The organism is Streptomyces cyaneus, from assembly GCF_004028635.1.
Taxonomy (GTDB): Bacteria; Actinomycetota; Actinomycetes; order Streptomycetales; family Streptomycetaceae; genus Streptomyces; species Streptomyces cyaneus.
The window spans coordinates 250,829-268,489 of the sequence record NZ_RQJW01000008.1 but is presented as its reverse complement, the minus strand read 5'-3'; the positions used below and the strand labels follow the sequence as shown (position 1 = coordinate 268,489).

Here is a 17,661-nt window from a genome sequence, read left to right as displayed (position 1 = left end):
CGACCTCGTCCCGTCTACGGGCGGCCCCGCTGCGGCTCACACCGGCGGGACCGTGGGCTCCGGGCTGCCCGCGCCGCGGTCGCGCGCGCCCTCTCGGGTTCGGCCCGCTGCCACGGTGCGGCGTGGGTTGCGGCGCAGGTACTCGCCCTCCAGCTGCGCCATGCGTTCGTTGTGGGCCCGCAGCGCGTCGTTCGAGCCGTACAGCAGCGTGTCGTGGCGCGTCCGGTGGATGGTCTCCAGCTCTTTCATGAGCTGTTGGTCGTCCAGCCGGCCGGGGTCGACTCCGGTCATGGTGGTGCCCCGCTCGTCGTGTTCATTCATGCGGTCCGGGTACCCGCCCGTCGAGCACACAGCCCCCGAGCGGCGTACGGGAGAGACCATGGATCTCGCCTTTCTGCATCCACTGTACGAACACTCCGGGCCTTGGGCCTCCGTGTACGTGGACACTTCCCGGCACACGGAGGACACACCGCATGAGCGCCGGCTGACCGCCCAGGCCCTCTCCCGGGAACTGGCCGAGCAGGGCGCCGACGACGCGACCTGCCGGGCCGTACGGAACGCGCTGGAGGAGCTGGAGCACTCCTCCGAGCCTCATGGACGTGCGGTCTTCGCCCGAGCGGGTGAGGTGGTCCTGGATCCGCCGCTGGCCCGCCCCCCGCTGCGCGACAGCGCCCATTGGGCGCCGCTGCCGCACACCGCGCCGCTGCTGGAGCTGGCGGGAGAGGACCCGGTCTGCGTGGTGGCCTACGTCGATCGCAGGGGCGCCGCCTTCGAGCTGCGCACCGCGCTGGGGCGTCAGGACGTCGGTTCGGTCACCGGCCGGCAGCATCCGATCCACCGGACGAGCACGGTCGACTGGTCCGAGCGGCACTTCCAGCTCAAGGTGGAGAACACCTGGGAGCACAACGCGGCCGAGATCGCCGACGCGCTCACCGTCTGCCAGGAGGAGACCCGTGCCGACCTGCTGATCCTCGTGGGTGACGACCGGGAGCGGCGGACCGTGCACGAACGGCTGCCGCAGCGGCTGCACGACCTCGTGGTCGAGGCCCCGCACGGCACCGGCAGCAGGCTGCTCGACGAGGATGTCGAACACGCGCGCGAGGACCATGTCCGGCAGCGGGCGGAGCGTGAGCTGGAGCGGTTCCTGGCGGCCCGCGCGCCGGATCCCGACGGGCGCTCCGCCGCGGTGGAGGGGGTGCCCGCGCTGATCGAGGCCGCTCGGGAGCACCGTATCGACGAGCTCCTGATCCGCCCGGACGGGCCCGACGCGCACCGTGAGGTGTGGATCGGCGAGGATCCGGACCAGGTGGCGGTACGCCGTACAGATCTGAAGGTTCTCGGCGAACAGCGATCCTGGGCGGCTCGCGCGGATGACGCGCTGATCCGCTGCGCGGTCGCGACGGGGGCCGCGGCCCTGTCCGTCACACCGGCGGATCCGGGCACGGAGCCGGCGGGTGGGCTGGGAGCACTGTTGCGCTGGACGTGACCGGCCGTCGTGGCGGGGCCGGGAGCTTCCTCGCCCCCGCCGCCCCTACCCCTCCCGTCCTTGAAGGGGCTCCGCCCCTTCGACCCCGCCAGGGGGCTCCGCCCCCTGGACCCCCGCTCCTCAAACGCCGGAGGGGCTGAGTTTTTCAGCCCGCCCGGCATTCGAAGACGAGGGGGCCTCACCTCTCAGCGCCGGCCAGCATCATCCAGCCCGTCCGGCGTTTGAGGACGAGGCCCCTTCAGGGCCGAAGCGGGGGTCTGGGGGCCGCAGGCCCCCAGGGACGGGTAGGGGCGGCGGGGGCGAAAACTATCGCGCCCGTTCCACCCTCCGCTCGTCCCACACCGGCTCCGGCGTCTCCCGCACCCGGCCGTCGCTGCCGAAGACCAGGTACCGGTCGAAGGACCGCGCGAACCAGCGGTCGTGCGTGACCGCCAGCACCGTGCCCTCGAAGGCCTCCAGCCCCTCCTGGAGCGCCTCCGCGGACTCCAGGTCGAGGTTGTCGGTCGGCTCGTCGAGGAGCAGGGCCGTGACCCCCTCCAGCTCCAGCAGGAGGATCTGGAACCGGGCCTGCTGGCCGCCGGAGAGGCGGTCGAAGGTCTGCTCGGCCTGATGGGTGAGCTCGTAACGCCGCAACCGGGACATCGCGGCGCCCCGGTCCTGGGCGTGCTCCTTCCACAGAATGTCGAGGAGGGTCCGGCCCATCAGCTCGGGGTGCGCGTGCGTCTGCGCGAAGTGACCGGGCACGACGCGCGCACCCAGCTTCCACTCCCCCGTGTGTGTCACGTTCTCGCCGGCCAGCAGGCGCAGGAAGTGCGACTTGCCGGAGCCGTTGGAGCCGAGGACGGCGACGCGTTCGCCGTAGAAGACCTCCAGGGAGAACGGCTTCATCAGCCCCGTGAGTTCGAGTCCCTCGCAGGTGACGGCCCTCACCCCGGTACGGCCGCCCTTCAGCCGCATCCTGATGTCCTGCTCGCGCGGCGGCTCCGGCGGCGGTCCCGCCTCTTCGAACTTGCGCAGCCGGGTCTGGGCGGCCCGGTAGCGGGAGGCCATGTCGGGGCTGTTCTCGGCGGCTTGACGGAGTGTCAGCACCAGCTTCTTCAGCTGGGCGTGTTTCTCGTCCCAGCGCTTGCGCAACTCCTCGAAGCGGGCGAACCGGGCCTGCCTGGCCTCGTGGTAGGTCGCGAAGCCACCGCCGTGCACCCAGGCGTCCGCTCCCGCCGGCGAAGGCTCCACCGACACGATCTTCTCGGCGGCACGGGCGAGGAGTTCACGGTCGTGGGAGACGAACAGGACCGTCTTGCGGGTCTCCTTCAGCCGCTCCTCCAGCCACCGCTTGCCGGGTACGTCGAGGTAGTTGTCGGGCTCGTCGAGCAGCAGCACCTCGTCGGTGCCGCGCAGCAGCGCCTCCAGCACCAGCCGCTTCTGCTCGCCGCCCGACAGGGTCCGCACCTGCCGCCACTGCGCCTTCTCGTACGGCACGCCGAGCGCGGCCATGGTGCACATGTCCCACAGCGTCTCGGCCTCGTACCCGCGCGCCTCGGCCCAGTCGGAGAGCGCCTGCGCGTACTTGAGCTGGGCGGCCTCGTCGTCGACGGTCATCATGGCGTGCTCGGCGGCGTCCACGGCTTGGGCGGCCTCGCGGATGCGGGGCGGCGCGACCGACACGAGCAGGTCCCGTACGGTCGTCTCGTCCCGTACGGATCCCACGAACTGCCTCATCACGCCGAGGCCGCCACTGACGGTGACGGTGCCGCCGTGCGGTTTCAGTTCCCCGGAGATCAGCCGCAGCAGGGTCGTCTTGCCCGCGCCATTGGGCCCGACGAGCGCCACAGCGGCGCCCTCCCCCACCCGGAAGGACACGTCGCCGAGCAACGCCCTCCCGTCGGGGAGGTAGTACTCGAGGTGCGCGGCTTCCAGATGTCCCATGGGGCCGCATTGTGCGGTCCGCCGCCGGTACCAGGCAAACGCATATTCGGCACACACGGACCCCACATCCGCTGGGAGCTTCGCTTCTCAACGCCGGTCCGTGCATTTCAGCCCGTCTGGGGGTGCCCCCTCTGGGGGAGTTTGAGGACGAGGCCCGTTCAGGGCCGACGGGGGTCCAGGGGGCGGAGCCCCCTGGCGGGGTGGAAGGGGCGGAGCCCCTTCAAGGACGGGAAGGGTAGGGGCGGCGGGGGCGAGATCCCTCCGCGCGCACCCTACTCGGCGTCCACCGGCCGCCCCGTCGGCCCACCCTCCCCCGCCGGAGCCACCACGGCCCCCGCCCACGTCAACGCCTTCCACCCCTCGGACGGCGCCCCCTCCAGGATCACCACACCGGTGTTGTCGAGCGGACGTGCGGCGGCGAAGGCGACGTCGACGTTGGCCACCCGCGCCGCCGTCCACATACGGATCGCCGCGCCGTGGCTGACCATCGCGACGACCCCGGCCCCACTGTCGGCGGCCTCCGCCACCACGGCGTCATAGCGCGCCAGCACCTCCGCCCCGCTCTCGCCACCCGGCATGCGCAGCCCCGTGTCACCGGCCGCCCAGGCGAACACCGTCTTCATGTAGGCGTGCCCGGCCTCCGTGTCACCGGGCAGCATCTCCAGGTCGCCCGCGGACACCTCACGGATGCCGTCACGTACGAGCACGTCGACCCCGCGCGCGGCGGCCAGCGGGGCGGCGGTGAGCTGGGTACGGATCAGGGTGGAGGCGTAGATCGCCGCGATGTCCTCGTCGGCCAGCGCCTCGGGGAGAGCCGCGGCCTGCTGTTCGCCGAGTGCGGTCAGGCCGGGGCCGGGGACGGCCGTGTCCAGCAAATAGTCCACGTTGGTCGGGGTCTGGCCGTGGCGGACGAGGAGCAGGCGCATGTGCGGGTTCCTCCGTGTGTCGGTCACCGTCGGCCGGACAGGAATCGGCCACTTCAGGGTACCCAGCCCTGTATGAGCCCAGACGTCGACCTCACCGTCCCGAAGCCCGGCCGGCATGCCCTGCGCAACCGGCTCCTCGCCCTCGATTCCCGGCTGTTCGAGTTCGCCGCCGAACGGAACTGGCCGTATGCGGAACAGGTCCTGCCACGGCTGAGCCGGAGCGCGAACCACGGGGTGCTGTGGTTCGCGACGGCCGCCGTGATCGCCGCCGGCCGCACACCACGGGGGCGCCGGGCCGCTGCCCGGGGTCTCGCCTCGTTGAGCCTGGCCTCGCTGACGATCAACACCCTCGGCAAACGGTCGGTACGTCGCCCCCGCCCCGTCCTGGACCCCGTACCGCTGGTCCGGCAGCTGAAGCGGCAGCCGATCACCACCTCGTTCCCTTCTGGTCACGCCGCGTCGGCGGCCGCGTTCGCGACCGGTGTCGCCCTGGAGTCGCCGGCGTGGGGCCTGGCGGTGGCCCCGATCGCGTGGTCGGTCGCGCTGTCCCGCGTGTACACCGGCGTGCACTTCCCGAGCGACGTGCTGGCGGGCGCGGCCCTGGGCGCGGGTGCGGCGTTCGCGGTGCGGGGCATCGTGCCGACGCGTGACCGGCTGATCCCAGCGGCCGGGCCCCGTACGGACGTTCCGGCGCTGCCGGACGGAGCCGGGCTCGTCGTGGTGGCCAACAAGGGGGCGCGCTCGGCAGACCGGGTGCACGCCCTGCTGGACGCGCTGCCGCTCGCCGAGGTCGTCGAGTGCGAACCGGGCGATACCCGCGCCGAGTTGCACAAGGCGGCGGCCCGTGCGCGGGTACTCGGCGTGTGCGGTGGCGACGGCACGGTGAACGCGGCCGCCGAGGTGGCCCTGCGACACGGTCTGCCCCTCGCGGTGCTGCCCGGCGGCACGCTGAACCACTTCGCCAATGACCTCGGCGTGGAGGACGAACGCGATCTGGTCCGCGCCCTCCAGCGGGGCGAGGCCGTGCGCGTGGACGTGGGCCGGTTCACCTGCGACGGACAGCACGGCCTGTTTCTCAACACCTGCAGCCTGGGCGTGTATCCGGAGCTGGTGCGCATGCGCGACCGCATCTCGCCCAGGATCGGCGCCTGGCCGGCCGGCGTGGTCGCGGCCCTGCGCGTCCTGCGCAGCGACCGCCACCCGCTGCACGCCGAAGTCGCCGGCCGCGCCCACCCGTTGTGGCTGCTGTTCGCCGGGAACGGCACCTACCACCGGCTGGGCCTCGCCCCCGCCCGGCGTCTGGACCTCGGGGACGGCGTGCTCGACGTACGGGTCGTGCACGGCGGCCGCCGACCCGCCCTGCGCCTGCTCGCGGCCGCCGTCGCGGGCCCGCTGACCCGCTCGCCGGCCCATGCGGCGGTCCAGGTGGGCCGGCTGCACCTGTCGGGGGTCACACCGGGCGCGCTCCTCGCGTACGACGGTGAAGTCACCGAGGTGGGGGGCGAGGTGACGCTGGAGAAGCTGCCGGAGGCGCTGACGGTCTACCGCCCGCTGCCCGGCTCGCCGGCATCCCGATCCTGATCCCCCGTCAGTCCAGATAGTAAAACGCAGGTCTCACCATTCGACATGCGGGCGTACGGTGTCGAGTACCGCCCGGCGGGGCCGTGAGCCCCGTGAGCCGGTACGACTAGACGAGGGGACGGCCATGTCGCAGGCACAGTCGGCACAGTCGAAGGCACAGGAGACCGCCGTCTACACGCACGGGCACCACGAGTCCGTGCTGCGTTCGCACACGTGGCGCACCGCCGCCAACTCGGCGGCCTATCTGCTCGGCTCGCTGAAGCCGCACATGAAGATCCTGGACGTCGGCTGCGGCCCGGGCACGATCACCGCCGACCTGGCGGCCCTGGTCCCCGAGGGGCACGTCACCGGCGTCGATCAGGCGCCGGAGATCCTGGAGCAGGCCCGGGCCACGGCCGCCGGACGGGGTCTGGCGAACATCGAGTTCGCCGTCGCGGACGTGCACGCCCTGGACTTCCCCGACGACACGTTCTGTGTGGTCCACGCCCACCAGGTGCTCCAGCACGTCGGCGATCCGGTCGGGGCGCTGCGCGAGATGAGGCGGGTCACCAAGCCGGGCGGGTTCATCGCGGTCCGCGACTCGGACTACGCGGCCATGACCTGGTACCCCGCATCCCAGGGGATGGACGACTGGCTGGACCTGTACCGCCGGGTCGCCCGCGCCAACGGCGGCGAACCGGACGCCGGGCGACGGCTGAAGTCCTGGGCGCTGCGGGCGGGGCTCACGGACGTCACGGCCGGCTCGAGCACCTGGACCTTCGCCACGCCGGACGAGCGGGCCTGGTGGAGCGGCCTGTGGGCGGATCGCACGCTGGCCTCGGCGTATGCCGAGCGGGCCACGGAGGGCGGACACGCGAGTGCCGAGCAGCTGCGGGCCGTGTCGCAGGCGTGGCGGGAGTGGGGACGGCAGGAGGACGGCTGGTTCAGCGTGCTGCACGGGGAGATTCTGTGCCGTAAGGAAGCCTGAATCGCGAATTTCTGGTAACTCGGCGAACAGGAGGTCAGATTATGGTTCCTATTCTGCTCGTGTTGCTACTGGCTCTGATTCTCTTCGGTGCCGGATTCGCGCTGAAGGCCCTGTGGTGGATCGCGATCGCGGTTCTCGTGGTGTGGCTCCTGGGCTTCCTCATGCGTGGCACGACCACCGCGGGCGGCAGGGGCCGCTGGTATCGGTGGTGAGTTGAATTCCCTCCCGGGGAAGCTTGATTTCACTCCTTGAATTCACTCCCTGGGAAGCAGCGGTCCCAGCGGCCCGAGGTCCAGGTTCAGGTCCTCGGGCCGCAGTCCGTAGCGCTCGCGCAGCTCGGTCATACGGTCGTCGAGCAGCATCAGCGTCAGCCCGATCCGTTCCTCCTGCTCCTCGCTCAGATCGCCCTCGTCGAAGCGGCGCAGCGCCTGGCGCTCCATGAGCTGGCGCAGCAGCTCCACGACCGTCAGGACGAGCTTCACGAGGTCGCGCTCCACGGTGTCGGGTTCGAGGTCCAGCCGGTTGTGGCGTGACGTCCGGTTGTGCTGTGACGTCATGTCAACTCCCCCCAGGGTGACGGGACCTGCTCGTTGACGGAGCTGATCAGCGCGTTCAGGTCGATGCGGACGAGGTCGACGTCCGCGATGCGCAAGGTGATGTCCCCCGTGACGACGACGCCTCCGGCGAGCAGCCGGTCGAGGAGGTCGACGAGGGCGATCTCACGGCGTTCGACGGCGGTCACGACCCCACCTCCGGCTCCTCCTGCGCGAACTCCCCCGTGAAGGAATAGGCCGCCCAGGGCCCGGTGAGTTCGACCCGGATTCCCGGGGCGTCGTCCTTGGCCCGGTCGACCAGTTCCACGAATTCCTCGGAATCCGCGCGCGGCACCAGATAGGCGGCGTTGAGCACATTCTGCCCGGGCGCCCGGGAAAGCGCGGAGTTCTGCGGGGCGTGCAGCCGGGAATCCTCGGCGAACGAGGAAAGCTTTTCGTGAAGTCGGCCGGCGAATGCGGCGGCCCTGTGCCACACGTCCTCGCGGGCCCGCGTCTGCATACGGCGCCGACGCAGATAATCGCGACCGGACACGGCCTTCGGCTCCGGCCGGCCGGCCTCCGCGGGTTCCGTGAGTCCCGTGGGCTTCGCGGGCTCGGTGGGCTTCCCAGCCTCCGTCGGCTCCGTTTCGGCGTACACCTTGACGCCCCACTCCACCCGCCCCTCCAGCCGGTCGAGCACACGGCGGAAGTCCTCCTCGCGGGCCTCCATCATGGTCCGTACGCCGCTGTCGTCCCGGAAGACGGTGGCCAGCCGCAACGGCAGCGGTGTGGTGACGGCGGTGAGCGCGTCGATGACGGTCTGGTGGGCGCGGGCCGTCGCGGTGAGCCAGTCCAGGTCCTCCAGGTGGGCGCGCAGCGGCTCCTCGGCGAAGTCCGCCTCCGGCACCGTACTGACGACGGCGATCAGGCCGTGGTGCGTCAGCTGCTTCGGCGGCGCCCCGGCGACCCCGGACAGCTGGGCCTGCAGCGCGGAGCGAAAGGGGCGGCAGACGGCGTAGACGTAGCGCAGGCCGGTCATGGGGCCTCCTCCTCTTCCTCGGCGGACTCCAGCTGGGCCAGACGCTCGCGCAACTCGGCGTTTTCCCGGGCGAGTTCTTTGCGGCGGGCACCGGAGGACAGTGCCGGGTCGTCCTCCCACCAGTCGATGCCCATCTCCTTCGCCTTGTCGACCGAGGCGACGATGAGGCGCAGCTTGATGGTGAGGAGTTCGATGTCGAGCAGGTTGATCCGGATGTCGCCCGCGATGACGATGCCCTTGTCCAGCACCCTTTCCAGGATGTCGGCGAGGTTGGCGCCGCTGCCCTGGCCGTAGGGCTCGGGGAGCCGGCTGGACATCGTCATCGTCGGCTCCCGCCGGCGGCGTACTCGGGCTCGGTCTCGTCCTCGTACTCGTCCTCCTCCTCGTACGCGTCCTCGGGTTCCTCTTCGTCCTCGCGCTCTTCGTCCTCGTCCCCTTCGTCTTCCTCGTACGCGTCCTCGGGCTCCTCGTCCTCCGCGTACTCGCCGGTCTCGCCGGTCTCGCCGTTCTCCTCGTTCTCGTCGTACTCCTCCTCGTCCTCCTCCTCTTCCGCGACCGCGTCCTCATGGCTGCGGACGACCTCGCCGTCGCGGATCTCGCCGCGCCAGCCGTCCTCGGCCTCTCCCTTGAGGGTGACGAAGCGGACGTAGTTCTTGAGGTCGAGGCGGGCCCGGCGGCCCTGGGCGCGCCAGAGGTTGCCGGTCTTCTCGAACAGGCCCTGGGGGTAGTACTCGATGACCAGCAGGACGCGGGTGAGGCTGTCGTCGAGCCGGTGGAAGGAGACGACGCCCTTCGTGGTGCCCTTCGCGCCCTCCGACTTCCAGGCGATCCGGTCGTCGGGCACCTGCTCGGTGGTCTGCGCCTTCCAGCTGCGGTTGGACCAGAAGACCTTCAGCTGCCAGTCGGAGGTCGTGTCGTCGGCGCGGTTCGCGCTCTTCACGCCCTTCGCGAAGGTGCTGAAGTCCTGGTACTGGGTCCACTGGTCGTAGGCGGTGCGCAGCGGTACGCCCACGTCGACGTACTCGATGATGACGGTGGGCTTGTTGCCCGCCCCGCCCTTGCGTTTGCCCTTGCCGCCGCCGAGCTTCTTGAACGCGCCGACCACGCTGTCCTTGGCGTGTCCGGCGCCGACCTCCAGCGCGGTGCGCAGTGGGCCCTTGCCTTCGGCGAGCTTGCGGCCGCCTTCGAGGGCGAGCTTGCCCAGCCCCGGGCTGCGCCCCTCGGCGACATCGGTCAGCTTGACCGTGGCCTCGCCGAGTTTGCGGCCGGCGCCGACCAGCATCCGCTGGGCCTGCGCGGCGAGGTACTCCTGGAGTTCGGCCTTGAGCCGGTCGGCGGCCTCGCTGTGGGCCACGCCGGCGAGTGGTTGCTTCGCTGCTCCGCGGGCCGCGGAGCCCGCGGAGCCGAGCGTCTCGGTCATCACCCGTCACCGCCCTTCGACTGACGCGCCCGGCCGCTGCGGGCGGCTCCGCGAGCCCCGGCCGTCTTCCTGGTGGTCGACTTGCCGGTCCCGCTCCGCTTCGCCGCGGCCTTCTTGGGCGCTGTCCTGCCGGCGGTGGTCTTCTTCGCCGCCGTCTTCTTCGCGGGGGCCTTCTTGGCCGCCTTCTTGGCGGTCTTCTCCGGCGCGGCCCGCTTCGATGCCGCCTTCCCGGACGGCTCCTCGTCCTCGGGCTCCTCCTCGGATTCCTCCTCGGCTTCCTCGGACTCCTCATGCCCCTCGGGTTCGTCGGACTCGCGGTCCTCGTCCTCGGCGCGCGGCTCTTCGTCCTCGGTGTCCTCGGTCTCCTCGTCGGGCTCCTCGTCCTGCGCGCCGAGGTCCGGCGTCGGCACCGCGCCCGACAGCTGCTCGCGCACCTCGGCGGTGCGTCCGTGCAGCCGGTCGGCGAGCGCGTCGAGCCGTCGCTCGACCAGGGCGCCGGAGGCCGCCCCGCCGACGCCGCGCAGGTCCTCGCGCAGCTGTTCCCCGATCTCCTTGATCTGCGGGTTGTTCTGGAGCTGTTGGGACACCATGTCCGCGACGGCCCGCGGGCTCAGATGCATCCGCTTGCCGGCCACGAGGGAGCCGACGGCGAACGCCAGTTTCATCTTCTTCGTCCGTCCGAGGACGTATCCGGCCCCTACCGCGAGGCCCAGTCCCACTCGGTTCATCGTGCCGTCCCGTCGCCGTTCCCGTAGCCTGCGCGCAGGCCGATCTCCAGCCGGTCGAGGAGCTCGTCCTCGCGCCGGTCGAACTCCTCCTCGTCGATCTCGCCCGAGGTCAACTGCTCCTCCAGGCTCGCCAGTTCGGCCCGCACGGCGGAGGGGTCGTAGTAGATGCGTTCCGCCTCACGCAGCACCTGTCTGATCACCCAGCCGCTGCCGCGCACCGGGGCGAACGGCAGCAGCAGGACCTCTCCGATCAGTCCCACGGCCTCACTCCTTCGCCGTTTCGCCGCCGGACATGCTGTCCGCGGGCTCGGCGGGGCCGGGCTCGACGAAGCTGTACGGCGGCAGCGGGCCGTTGACCCGCAGGTCGAGGTGCGGATGGCCCTTGCGGAGCTGCTCGACGGCGGTCATGAACGTCTCGGCCGAGTCCCGGGCGACCAGGAACGACACATTGGCGAGCCAGCCGGTGGACTCGGGACCCACGCTGACCGCGTCCGCGACCGGTTCCAGCGTGTGCTGGACGTCGGTCGCGTCCTCGGCCTCCTGGGCCTTGACCGCGGCGACCACCATCTCGCCGAGCCGGAGCCGCTCCTCGTAGGTGCCGCCGCCGGACTGCCGGTTGGCCTGCGTCATGGCCCGGATCTCCGGGTTCTCGGCCAGGACGCGGTGCAGCACCGCCTCCTCGGCGTGCGTCGCCTTCACGTTGTACTCGACCTTGCCGTCGAGGGCCCGCAGGCGTTCCTCGTAGTGCTTCCCGCGTTCGGCGAGCACCCCGGTGACCGTGTCGTCGTCGGGGGCGACGCTGCCGAACCGCATGGGCAGTACGCAGCCGGTCGCGCCCGCCTCGGCGAGCACGTTGGAGTGGGCGAGCAGTTCCCTGCGCTTGGGGCGCAGGTCTTCGGGGGCGTCGCTCACCAGGGCGGCGAGCGCGCCCTCCGTCAGGACGCGCACCGGGCGCGGCGGGTCTCCGACGCCGGCCAGGTCCTTCGGAACGTCGGCATGCGAGCTCGCGGTGATGCCGTACACATACGTGCTCACTCCTGCTCCTCCTTCCGGCGCGTCGTGGAGGACTTGCGGGTCCGCTGCCTGGGCTGCTCCTCGCCTTCCTCACGTGCCTGCTTGAAGGCGTCGGAGATGGTCTCGGCGGCGCCGGACAGCGCGCCCTTGGACTTGCCGCGCGCGCCGGACTCGGTGATCTCGCCGACCAGGTCGGGCAGGCCCGGGGCCTTGCGCGGCCCGGCCTCCAGGTCGAGCCGGTTGCACGCTTCGGCGAAGCGGAGATAGGTGTCGACGCTGGCTACGACGACTCGGATGTCGATCTTCAGGATTTCGATGCCGACCAGGGAGACTCGCACGAATGCGTCAATGACGAGCCCCCTGTCGAGGACGAGTTCCAGTACGTCGTAGAGGCCGCTGCTGCCGCCTCCGCCGCCGGTCTGCTGTGCCGGGACAACGGTCATGCCGACCGTTCCTCCTTGTCTCATGACGGGATGCTTGGGGTGGGCGGGCGGCCTACCGACCGCCGGGCCTGTGTGCGTCGGAACGGCCACGTTCGTAGCGGCGCACGCGCCGATACCCGGTGAGCTGCCCCTCGGGGTCGAGATCGACCTGGTAGCTCGCCAGCAGACTCATCGTGTCGGGGACGCGTACCAGTTCCAGGACCTCGATCTCGAGCGTCCAGCCGTCCTCCGTCTGCTCGAAGGACGACACCGTCTCCGCGTTCATGCCGGTGAGTTCGGCAAGCTGGCTCCGTGCCTGACGCAGGATCTCCATGGGGGTCGGCTGCTTGTCCGCCCCGCCCGTCTGCCGTCTGGATGACTTGGGTGTGTTCTGTGAATCATTCATGGGCGCCTCCTGCGCCGAGTGGCCAGGAAGGCGCGGGCCAAACCCTCTGGGGCGGCTTCTTCAACCCCGCAGTGCGTCGAGCCGGCGCCGAGCCGGTCCGAGGGCGCGGCCCCGGTCCAGCAGCCCGGCCCAGGGGTTGGTGCGGGCGTGCTCCACGGCGTCGGCGATGCTCCAGCGGCGGGCGTCCAGGTCCGGGTCGTCCAGTTCGGCCCAGGTCAGAGGCGTGGCGACGGGTGCGCCGGGCCGGGCGCGGACGGTGTAGGGGACGACGGCGGTCTGGGCGTAGGCGTTGCGCTGCACGTCGAGGTAGAGGCGGTCGCCGCGGTCCTTCTTACGGGCGGCGGTGGTGAGCCGGTCCGGGTGGGCCGACTCCAGCAGGCCGGCGACGTCCTTGGCGAATTCCCTGACCTCGTCGAAGTCGTGGTGCCCGTTCAGCGGTACGACGATGTGCAGCCCGCGCGATCCGGTGGTCATCGGCGCCGAGGGCAGCCCCAGCTCGTCGAGCAGTTCGCCGAGCAGCCCGGCAGCCTCCCTGACCTGCGCGAAGGAGTCCTCGGCCGGGTCGAGGTCGAAGACCAACCGGTCGGGCCGGTCGAGACGGTCGGTGCGGGAGAGCCAGCGGTGCAGGGTGAGGCAGGCCTGGTCGGTGAGGAAGACGAGGGTGGCGGTGTCGTCGCAGACCGTGTGACAGACGGTGCCGTCCTCTTTGGCCACCTCGACACGGGTGATCCACTCCGGGTAGTTCTCCGGGGTGTTCTTCTGCATGAACTTCGGCCCGTCGATGCCGTCCGGAAGCCGCTCCAGCATCAGGGGGCGGCCGCGCAGATGCGGCAGCATGAACGGGGCGACGGACCGGTAGTAGTCGATGAGGTCGCCCTTGGTGTACTCCTTGGCGCCGCCGCCACCGGGAAAGAGCACCTTGTCGATGCGTTTGACCTCGACCGTACGGCGACCGGCCCGCACCTTCCTCGTGGCGTCGTCGCCGGTCATCGTACGACGGCCTCCTCCACCAGCAGCTTGCCCGCGGCGGCGATGGATGCGGCGTCGATGCCCGCCGCGTGCAGCTGCTCGTCCGGGGACGCCGAGCCCGGCATCATGCGGACGGCGAGGCGCACCAGGCGCGGCACGGGGCGCCCGTCGAGGAAGGCGTCGAGGACGGCGTCGCCGATGCCGCCCTCCTCGTGGTGGTCCTCCACGGTGAGCAGGCAGCCGGTGTCCTCGGCGGCCTGGCGCAGGGTGGCCCGGTCGACGGGCTTGACGGAGTAGAGGTCGACGACCCTGACCTGGATGCCCTCGCGGTCCAGGGTGTCGGCGGCGGCGAGGGCCTCGTGCACGGTGACGCCGGCGGCGACGACGGTCAGCCGGTCGTAGGGGCTGGAGCGCAGCACCTTGCTGCCACCGACGGGGAACTCCTCGTCGGGGCCGTAGATGACCGGGCTCGCGCCGCGCGAGGTGCGCAGATAGCGGACGCCTTCCAGGCCGGCCATGGCGGCGACGAGCTGGGCGGTCTGGTTGGCGTCGCACGGGTACAGCACGGTCGAGCCGTGAACGGCCCGCATCATCGCCAGGTCCTCCAGGCCCATCTGGCTCGGCCCGTCCTGCCCGATCGCCACGCCGGCGTGCGAGCCGACGAGGTTGATGTCGGCGCCGCTGACCGACGCCATGCGCACGAAGTCGTACGCGCGTGTGAGGAAGGCGGCGAAGGTCGCGGCGTACGGCACCCAGCCGCGCGTCGCGAGCCCCACCGCGGTGGCGACCATCTGCTGCTCGGCGATGTAGCACTCGAAGTAGCGGTCCGGGTGTTCCTTGGCGAAGAACTCGGCGCGGGTGGAGTCGCCGACCTCGCCGTCGAGGGCGACGACGTCACCGCGACCGCTGCCGAGGGCGGCGAGCGCCTCGCCGTAGGCGTTCCGCGTGGCGACCTCCTCCCCCTTCTCCCAGCGGGGCAGTTCGACGTGCCCGGCGGGGACGGCGTGCAGCATGCGGGCGGCGGGCGGCTCGTGGACACGGACGTTGATGTCGCGGGGGCCGCCGAGCTCGGCGATCGCCTCCTCGGGGTCCGGCAGCGGCTTTCCGTGCAGTCCTTCGCGGTCCTGGACGGATTGGACGCCCTTGCCCTTGAGCGTGCGGGCGAGGACGACAGTGGGCTGCCCGCTGGTGGACCGCGCCTCCCCGAGCGCCCGGTCGACGGCGTCCACGTCATGCCCGTCCACCTCGATGGTGTGCCATCCGAAGGCCTGGAAGCGGCGGGCGTAGGCGTCGAGATCATGACCGTGCCGGGTCGGGCCGCGCTGGCCCAGCCGGTTCACGTCGACGATCGCGGTGAGGTTGTCCAGATGCTCGTACGCCGCGTGCTCGGCGGCCTCCCACACGGACCCCTCGGCGAGCTCACTGTCCCCGCACAGCACCCACACCCGGTACCCGGCCCGATCCAGCCGCTTGCCGGCCAGCGCGATCCCGACCCCGATCGGCAGCCCTTGCCCGAGCGATCCGGTCGCCGTCTCCAGCCACGGCAGCCGACGCGGCGTCGGATGCCCTTCGAGACGGCTGCCGATCTTGCGGAACGTGAGCAGTTCGCCGTCCTCTATGGCGCCCGCCGCCTTGTAGGCCGAGTACAGGAGGGGCGAGGCGTGCCCCTTGGACAGGACGAGGCGGTCGTTGGCGGGGTGGGCGGGCCGGTCGAAGTCGTAGCGAAGGTGGTTCGCGAGGAGTACGGCCGTCAGATCGGCGGCCGACATCGACGACGTCGGATGCCCCGACCCGGCCGCAGCTGAGGCCCGCACACTGTCCACCCGCAACTGCTGGGCGAGCTCGACGAGTTCAGCGGTGTTCATGAGGCTCCTTCCGAGGGGTTGTGGGAGCGGGGTTCGGGGGCTGTGGGGGCGTCGGGGCGGGGCTTGTGGATGGAGGGAGTGCCGGGGGGTGGTTCGCCGGTGGAGGGGGTGGTGGGGGTGGCGGTGGATGGCTCCCCGCCGCCGGGGGTGCCGAGGCGCGGGCCTGCTGGGGCGCTGGGGCGGGGGCCGCTGCCTGCCGGGGTCCCGGGACGCGGCTCGCCGCCCGCGGAAGAGCCAGGACCCGCCTCGCCGCCCTGCCGGAGATCAGGCCGCTTCACGGGGCCAGGGGGCTCGGCGTGCTTGGCGGCGTCGGGGTCCTGGACGGGGTCGGAGGGTTCGGCCTTCTCGGGGGTGCCGGCGCGACCGCCCCGGCGTGACGCCCCGCCACCCTTCACGGCATCGGGGCGCCGTACGGAAAGGGGCGCGCCGAAGCGCTTGCTGTCCTGGGCCTCAACGGCATCGGGGTGGTCTGCGGGGCTCGGCGCTTCGGAGCGCTTCGCGGCGGCCGGGTCCCCGCCCGCGCCAGCAGCTCCGGGGTTCCTGGCGGCATGGGCATGCTCGACTGGCCCCGCGGCGTCGGCGGGCCTTGGTCCGGAGCCCTTGGCGGGCTCGCCGCCGGGCTGGTTCCTCGCGGGCTCGCCGCCGGGCTGGCTCTTCGCGGGTTCACCGCCAGGCTGGTTCCTCGCAGGCTCCCCGCCAGGCTGGTTCCTCGCAGGCTCACCACCGGGCTGGCTCTTCGCAGGCTCACCACCAGACCGGCTCCCCGCAAGCTCACCACCAGCCCGGCCCGTCGCAGCCTCGCCACCAGGCCGGCTCGCCCCTCCCCGCTCCCCCTCCTTCTCCGCCCGCCCGGGCACCCGGGCCACCTCCGGTGACGCGGTGTCCAGTGGTACCGACCAGGCCCGCACGAGGCCCAACTGCACGGCCTGGCGTGGCAGTACGGCGTCCAGGAGCCAGTCGGCGGCGACGCGGATGCGGTTGCCGGGCATCGCGGCGAGGTGGTAGCCGCGGGTGACCGCGCCCGCCGCCACGCCGGACAGGTTGACGCCGAGCGGGTTGGCGGCCGCCTTGACGCCTCCCAGGTCCACGACGAAGCCCATGTCGCGGTGGCGGTAGGCGCGCCGCTCCCCGATGCCCAGGGACGCGGCGACGTTGTGGGCCACGGCCTTGCCCTGCCGCCAGGCGTGCTGGGCGGTCATCGGCGTGTACTCGCCGGGCTTCTCCAGGTCGGGCACGGCGGCCCCGTCCCCGGCGGCGAACACCTCGGGCCGGCCCGGCACTTGGAGGTGCGGGTCGACAAGGAGGCGGCCCCGCTCCAGCGGCAGCCCCAGGGACTCGGCGAGCGGATCGGGCCGTACGCCGACGCACCACACCAGCGTGCGCGTGTCGACGAACTCGCCGTCGGTCAGCAGCACTCCACCGTGCGTGGCCTCCTTCACGGAGGTGCCCATCCGCACCTCCACGCCCCGCTGGCGCAGCACACGGTCGGCGGTGCGCGACAGCCGCTCGTCCAGTTCGGGCAGGACGCGTTCGGCGATGTCGAGCAGCAGCCAGCGCGGCCGTATGCCTGCCCGCAGGGGGTGTTTGCGCACCTGGGAGTCGGTGAACAGCTTGCCCTGCGCCGCGACCTCCGTACCGGTGTACCCGGCGCCCACCACCACGAAGGTGCACCGCGCCGAGCAGTTCTCGGGGTCGTCGGCGGCGGCCGCCAGTTCCACCTGCCGGGTCACGTGGTCACGCAGATACAGCGCCTCGGGCAGGCCGCGGAAGCCGTGCGCGTGCTCGGCGACGCCGGGGATGGGCAGCAGCTTGTTGACGCTGCCCGCGGCGAGGATCAGCCGGTCGAAGGCCAGCGCCCCGCCGTCCCCCTCCGGGCCGGTGTAGTGCACGGTGCGCCCGTCGAGGTCGATGGCGTCGGCCTCGCCCAGCACCAGCCGCACATGGGGCAGGGTGCCGGAGAGCGAGACGGTCACCCGGCGCGGTTCCAGGATGCCGGCGGCGACCTGGGGCAGCAGCGGCAGATACAGGAAGTAGTCGGTCGGGTTCAGCAGGGTGATGTCGGCCTTGTTCCGGGTGAGCCGGGACAGGGTGCGGGCCGCCCGGTACCCGGCGAATCCTGCGCCGACGATCACGATGCGGGGTCGACTCACGGTTGGCCTCCGACGTTGTTGATGGCTCATGCGCCTTTGGGCACGCGCCTCCGGCTCACTCGCCGTCGCGTGCCTCGGGAGCCTTCCGCGTCCCCCTGGTCAAGGCCGCCAAACGTCGCCCCGGGCCGACGCCGGTTTCCGGCACACCGACCCGGACAGCCGTGTGCCGGCCCGGTTTCCCGCCGGGCCGCCGGGTACCCGGACGGCGACCCGTTCCCGCCGCTGACTC

The 17,661-nt window shown here is 71.9% G+C and carries 20 protein-coding genes; 4 read left to right on the top strand and 16 right to left on the bottom strand.

Annotated features, from left to right (window positions below; translation table 11 throughout):
• Positions 1-36: 36 nt before the first annotated feature.
• Positions 37-321 (bottom strand): DUF6158 family protein, encoded by a 285-nt coding sequence (locus EHO50_RS29545; protein WP_128434257.1) that lies wholly within the window; start codon positions 319-321, stop codon positions 37-39.
• A gap of 58 nt (positions 322-379) precedes the next feature.
• Here EHO50_RS29545 and EHO50_RS29540 point away from each other — a divergent pair, with 58 nt between their 5' ends.
• Entirely contained in the window at positions 380-1,486 is a 1,107-nt protein-coding gene (locus EHO50_RS29540; RefSeq protein ID WP_128434425.1) for a baeRF2 domain-containing protein, read from the top strand.
• Positions 1,487-1,792: 306 nt separating this feature from the next.
• On the opposite strand, the gene EHO50_RS29535 is transcribed toward EHO50_RS29540, so the two are convergent.
• The gene (locus EHO50_RS29535; RefSeq protein ID WP_128434256.1) at positions 1,793-3,412 is read right to left on the bottom strand and encodes an ABC-F family ATP-binding cassette domain-containing protein; all 1,620 of its coding nucleotides are present in this window, start codon (positions 3,410-3,412) and stop codon (positions 1,793-1,795) included.
• Between the two features lie 272 nt (positions 3,413-3,684).
• Positions 3,685-4,338, bottom strand: a complete 654-nt coding sequence (locus EHO50_RS29530) for a histidine phosphatase family protein (protein ID WP_128434255.1) — start codon at positions 4,336-4,338, stop codon at positions 3,685-3,687.
• 72 nt (positions 4,339-4,410) lie between these two features.
• Between EHO50_RS29530 and EHO50_RS29525 the strand changes: the two genes are divergently transcribed.
• The 3 genes from EHO50_RS29525 to EHO50_RS29515 all read left to right on the top strand — a co-directional run bounded on the left by EHO50_RS29525 (position 4,411) and on the right by EHO50_RS29515 (position 7,098).
• Entirely contained in the window at positions 4,411-5,919 is a 1,509-nt protein-coding gene (locus EHO50_RS29525; protein ID WP_128434254.1) for a bifunctional phosphatase PAP2/diacylglycerol kinase family protein, read from the top strand.
• Positions 5,920-6,043: 124 nt separating this feature from the next.
• A complete protein-coding gene (locus tag EHO50_RS29520; RefSeq protein WP_128434253.1) occupies positions 6,044-6,886 on the top strand; it encodes a class I SAM-dependent methyltransferase in 843 nt (280 codons plus the stop codon).
• A 41-nt stretch (positions 6,887-6,927) separates the two neighbouring features.
• Positions 6,928-7,098: a hydrophobic protein gene (locus EHO50_RS29515; RefSeq protein ID WP_128434252.1), complete on the top strand. Its 171-nt coding sequence runs from the start codon at positions 6,928-6,930 to the stop codon at positions 7,096-7,098.
• Positions 7,099-7,140: 42 nt separating this feature from the next.
• On the opposite strand, the gene EHO50_RS29510 is transcribed toward EHO50_RS29515, so the two are convergent.
• From EHO50_RS29510 to EHO50_RS29450, 13 genes are read right to left on the bottom strand one after another with little or no spacing between them, the layout of a single operon-like run.
• A complete protein-coding gene (locus EHO50_RS29510) occupies positions 7,141-7,443 on the bottom strand; it encodes a gas vesicle protein K (RefSeq protein WP_128434251.1) in 303 nt (100 codons plus the stop codon).
• Positions 7,440-7,628, bottom strand: coding sequence for a gas vesicle protein (locus EHO50_RS29505; protein ID WP_128434250.1), 189 nt, complete (start codon positions 7,626-7,628; stop codon positions 7,440-7,442). The genes EHO50_RS29510 and EHO50_RS29505 overlap by 4 nt, the downstream gene beginning before the upstream one ends.
• Entirely contained in the window at positions 7,625-8,458 is an 834-nt protein-coding gene (locus EHO50_RS29500) for a GvpL/GvpF family gas vesicle protein (RefSeq protein WP_128434249.1), read from the bottom strand. The genes EHO50_RS29505 and EHO50_RS29500 overlap by 4 nt, the downstream gene beginning before the upstream one ends.
• Positions 8,455-8,781: a gas vesicle protein gene (locus EHO50_RS29495; protein ID WP_128434248.1), complete on the bottom strand. Its 327-nt coding sequence runs from the start codon at positions 8,779-8,781 to the stop codon at positions 8,455-8,457. The genes EHO50_RS29500 and EHO50_RS29495 overlap by 4 nt, the downstream gene beginning before the upstream one ends.
• Complete coding sequence (locus EHO50_RS29490; RefSeq protein WP_128434247.1) at positions 8,778-9,878, bottom strand: SRPBCC family protein; 1,101 nt, start codon at positions 9,876-9,878, stop codon at positions 8,778-8,780. Before EHO50_RS29490 ends, EHO50_RS29495 begins: the two co-directional genes overlap by 4 nt.
• Complete coding sequence (locus tag EHO50_RS29485) at positions 9,878-10,606, bottom strand: DNA primase (protein WP_128434246.1); 729 nt, start codon at positions 10,604-10,606, stop codon at positions 9,878-9,880. The genes EHO50_RS29490 and EHO50_RS29485 overlap by 1 nt, the downstream gene beginning before the upstream one ends.
• Positions 10,603-10,866, bottom strand: coding sequence for a gas vesicle protein GvpG (locus tag EHO50_RS29480; RefSeq protein ID WP_128434245.1), 264 nt, complete (start codon positions 10,864-10,866; stop codon positions 10,603-10,605). The genes EHO50_RS29485 and EHO50_RS29480 overlap by 4 nt, the downstream gene beginning before the upstream one ends.
• Before the next feature lie 4 nt (positions 10,867-10,870).
• Positions 10,871-11,641, bottom strand: a complete 771-nt coding sequence (locus tag EHO50_RS29475; RefSeq protein ID WP_128434244.1) for a GvpL/GvpF family gas vesicle protein — start codon at positions 11,639-11,641, stop codon at positions 10,871-10,873.
• Positions 11,638-12,063, bottom strand: a complete 426-nt coding sequence (locus EHO50_RS29470; RefSeq protein ID WP_128434243.1) for a gas vesicle structural protein GvpA — start codon at positions 12,061-12,063, stop codon at positions 11,638-11,640. The genes EHO50_RS29475 and EHO50_RS29470 overlap by 4 nt, the downstream gene beginning before the upstream one ends.
• 52 nt (positions 12,064-12,115) lie before the next feature.
• Positions 12,116-12,448, bottom strand: coding sequence for a gas vesicle protein GvpO (locus EHO50_RS29465; protein ID WP_128434242.1), 333 nt, complete (start codon positions 12,446-12,448; stop codon positions 12,116-12,118).
• Positions 12,449-12,508: 60 nt separating this feature from the next.
• Positions 12,509-13,438: a non-homologous end-joining DNA ligase gene (gene ligD / locus EHO50_RS29460; RefSeq protein WP_128434241.1), complete on the bottom strand. Its 930-nt coding sequence runs from the start codon at positions 13,436-13,438 to the stop codon at positions 12,509-12,511.
• Positions 13,435-15,282: a transketolase gene (locus EHO50_RS29455; RefSeq protein WP_128434240.1), complete on the bottom strand. Its 1,848-nt coding sequence runs from the start codon at positions 15,280-15,282 to the stop codon at positions 13,435-13,437. Before EHO50_RS29455 ends, ligD begins: the two co-directional genes overlap by 4 nt.
• On the bottom strand, positions 15,279-17,432 hold the full coding sequence (locus EHO50_RS29450; RefSeq protein ID WP_246101549.1) for an NAD(P)/FAD-dependent oxidoreductase: 2,154 nt from the start codon (positions 17,430-17,432) through the stop codon (positions 15,279-15,281). Before EHO50_RS29450 ends, EHO50_RS29455 begins: the two co-directional genes overlap by 4 nt.
• Positions 17,433-17,661: the final 229 nt, after the last annotated feature.

Coding starts and splice junctions, on each gene's coding strand:
- EHO50_RS29545 (WP_128434257.1), bottom strand. CDS start 321: ATGAATGAACACGACGAGCGGGGCACCACCATGACCGGAGTCGACCCC.
- EHO50_RS29540 (WP_128434425.1), top strand. CDS start 380: ATGGATCTCGCCTTTCTGCATCCACTGTACGAACACTCCGGGCCTTGG.
- EHO50_RS29535 (WP_128434256.1), bottom strand. CDS start 3,412: ATGGGACATCTGGAAGCCGCGCACCTCGAGTACTACCTCCCCGACGGG.
- EHO50_RS29530 (WP_128434255.1), bottom strand. CDS start 4,338: ATGCGCCTGCTCCTCGTCCGCCACGGCCAGACCCCGACCAACGTGGAC.
- EHO50_RS29525 (WP_128434254.1), top strand. CDS start 4,411: ATGAGCCCAGACGTCGACCTCACCGTCCCGAAGCCCGGCCGGCATGCC.
- EHO50_RS29520 (WP_128434253.1), top strand. CDS start 6,044: ATGTCGCAGGCACAGTCGGCACAGTCGAAGGCACAGGAGACCGCCGTC.
- EHO50_RS29515 (WP_128434252.1), top strand. CDS start 6,928: ATGGTTCCTATTCTGCTCGTGTTGCTACTGGCTCTGATTCTCTTCGGT.
- EHO50_RS29510 (WP_128434251.1), bottom strand. CDS start 7,443: ATGACGTCACAGCACAACCGGACGTCACGCCACAACCGGCTGGACCTC.
- EHO50_RS29500 (WP_128434249.1), bottom strand. CDS start 8,458: ATGACCGGCCTGCGCTACGTCTACGCCGTCTGCCGCCCCTTTCGCTCC.
- EHO50_RS29495 (WP_128434248.1), bottom strand. CDS start 8,781: ATGACGATGTCCAGCCGGCTCCCCGAGCCCTACGGCCAGGGCAGCGGC.
- EHO50_RS29490 (WP_128434247.1), bottom strand. CDS start 9,878: ATGACCGAGACGCTCGGCTCCGCGGGCTCCGCGGCCCGCGGAGCAGCG.
- EHO50_RS29485 (WP_128434246.1), bottom strand. CDS start 10,606: ATGAACCGAGTGGGACTGGGCCTCGCGGTAGGGGCCGGATACGTCCTC.
- EHO50_RS29470 (WP_128434243.1), bottom strand. CDS start 12,063: ATGACCGTTGTCCCGGCACAGCAGACCGGCGGCGGAGGCGGCAGCAGC.
- EHO50_RS29465 (WP_128434242.1), bottom strand. CDS start 12,448: ATGAATGATTCACAGAACACACCCAAGTCATCCAGACGGCAGACGGGC.
- ligD (WP_128434241.1), bottom strand. CDS start 13,438: ATGACCGGCGACGACGCCACGAGGAAGGTGCGGGCCGGTCGCCGTACG.
- EHO50_RS29455 (WP_128434240.1), bottom strand. CDS start 15,282: ATGAACACCGCTGAACTCGTCGAGCTCGCCCAGCAGTTGCGGGTGGAC.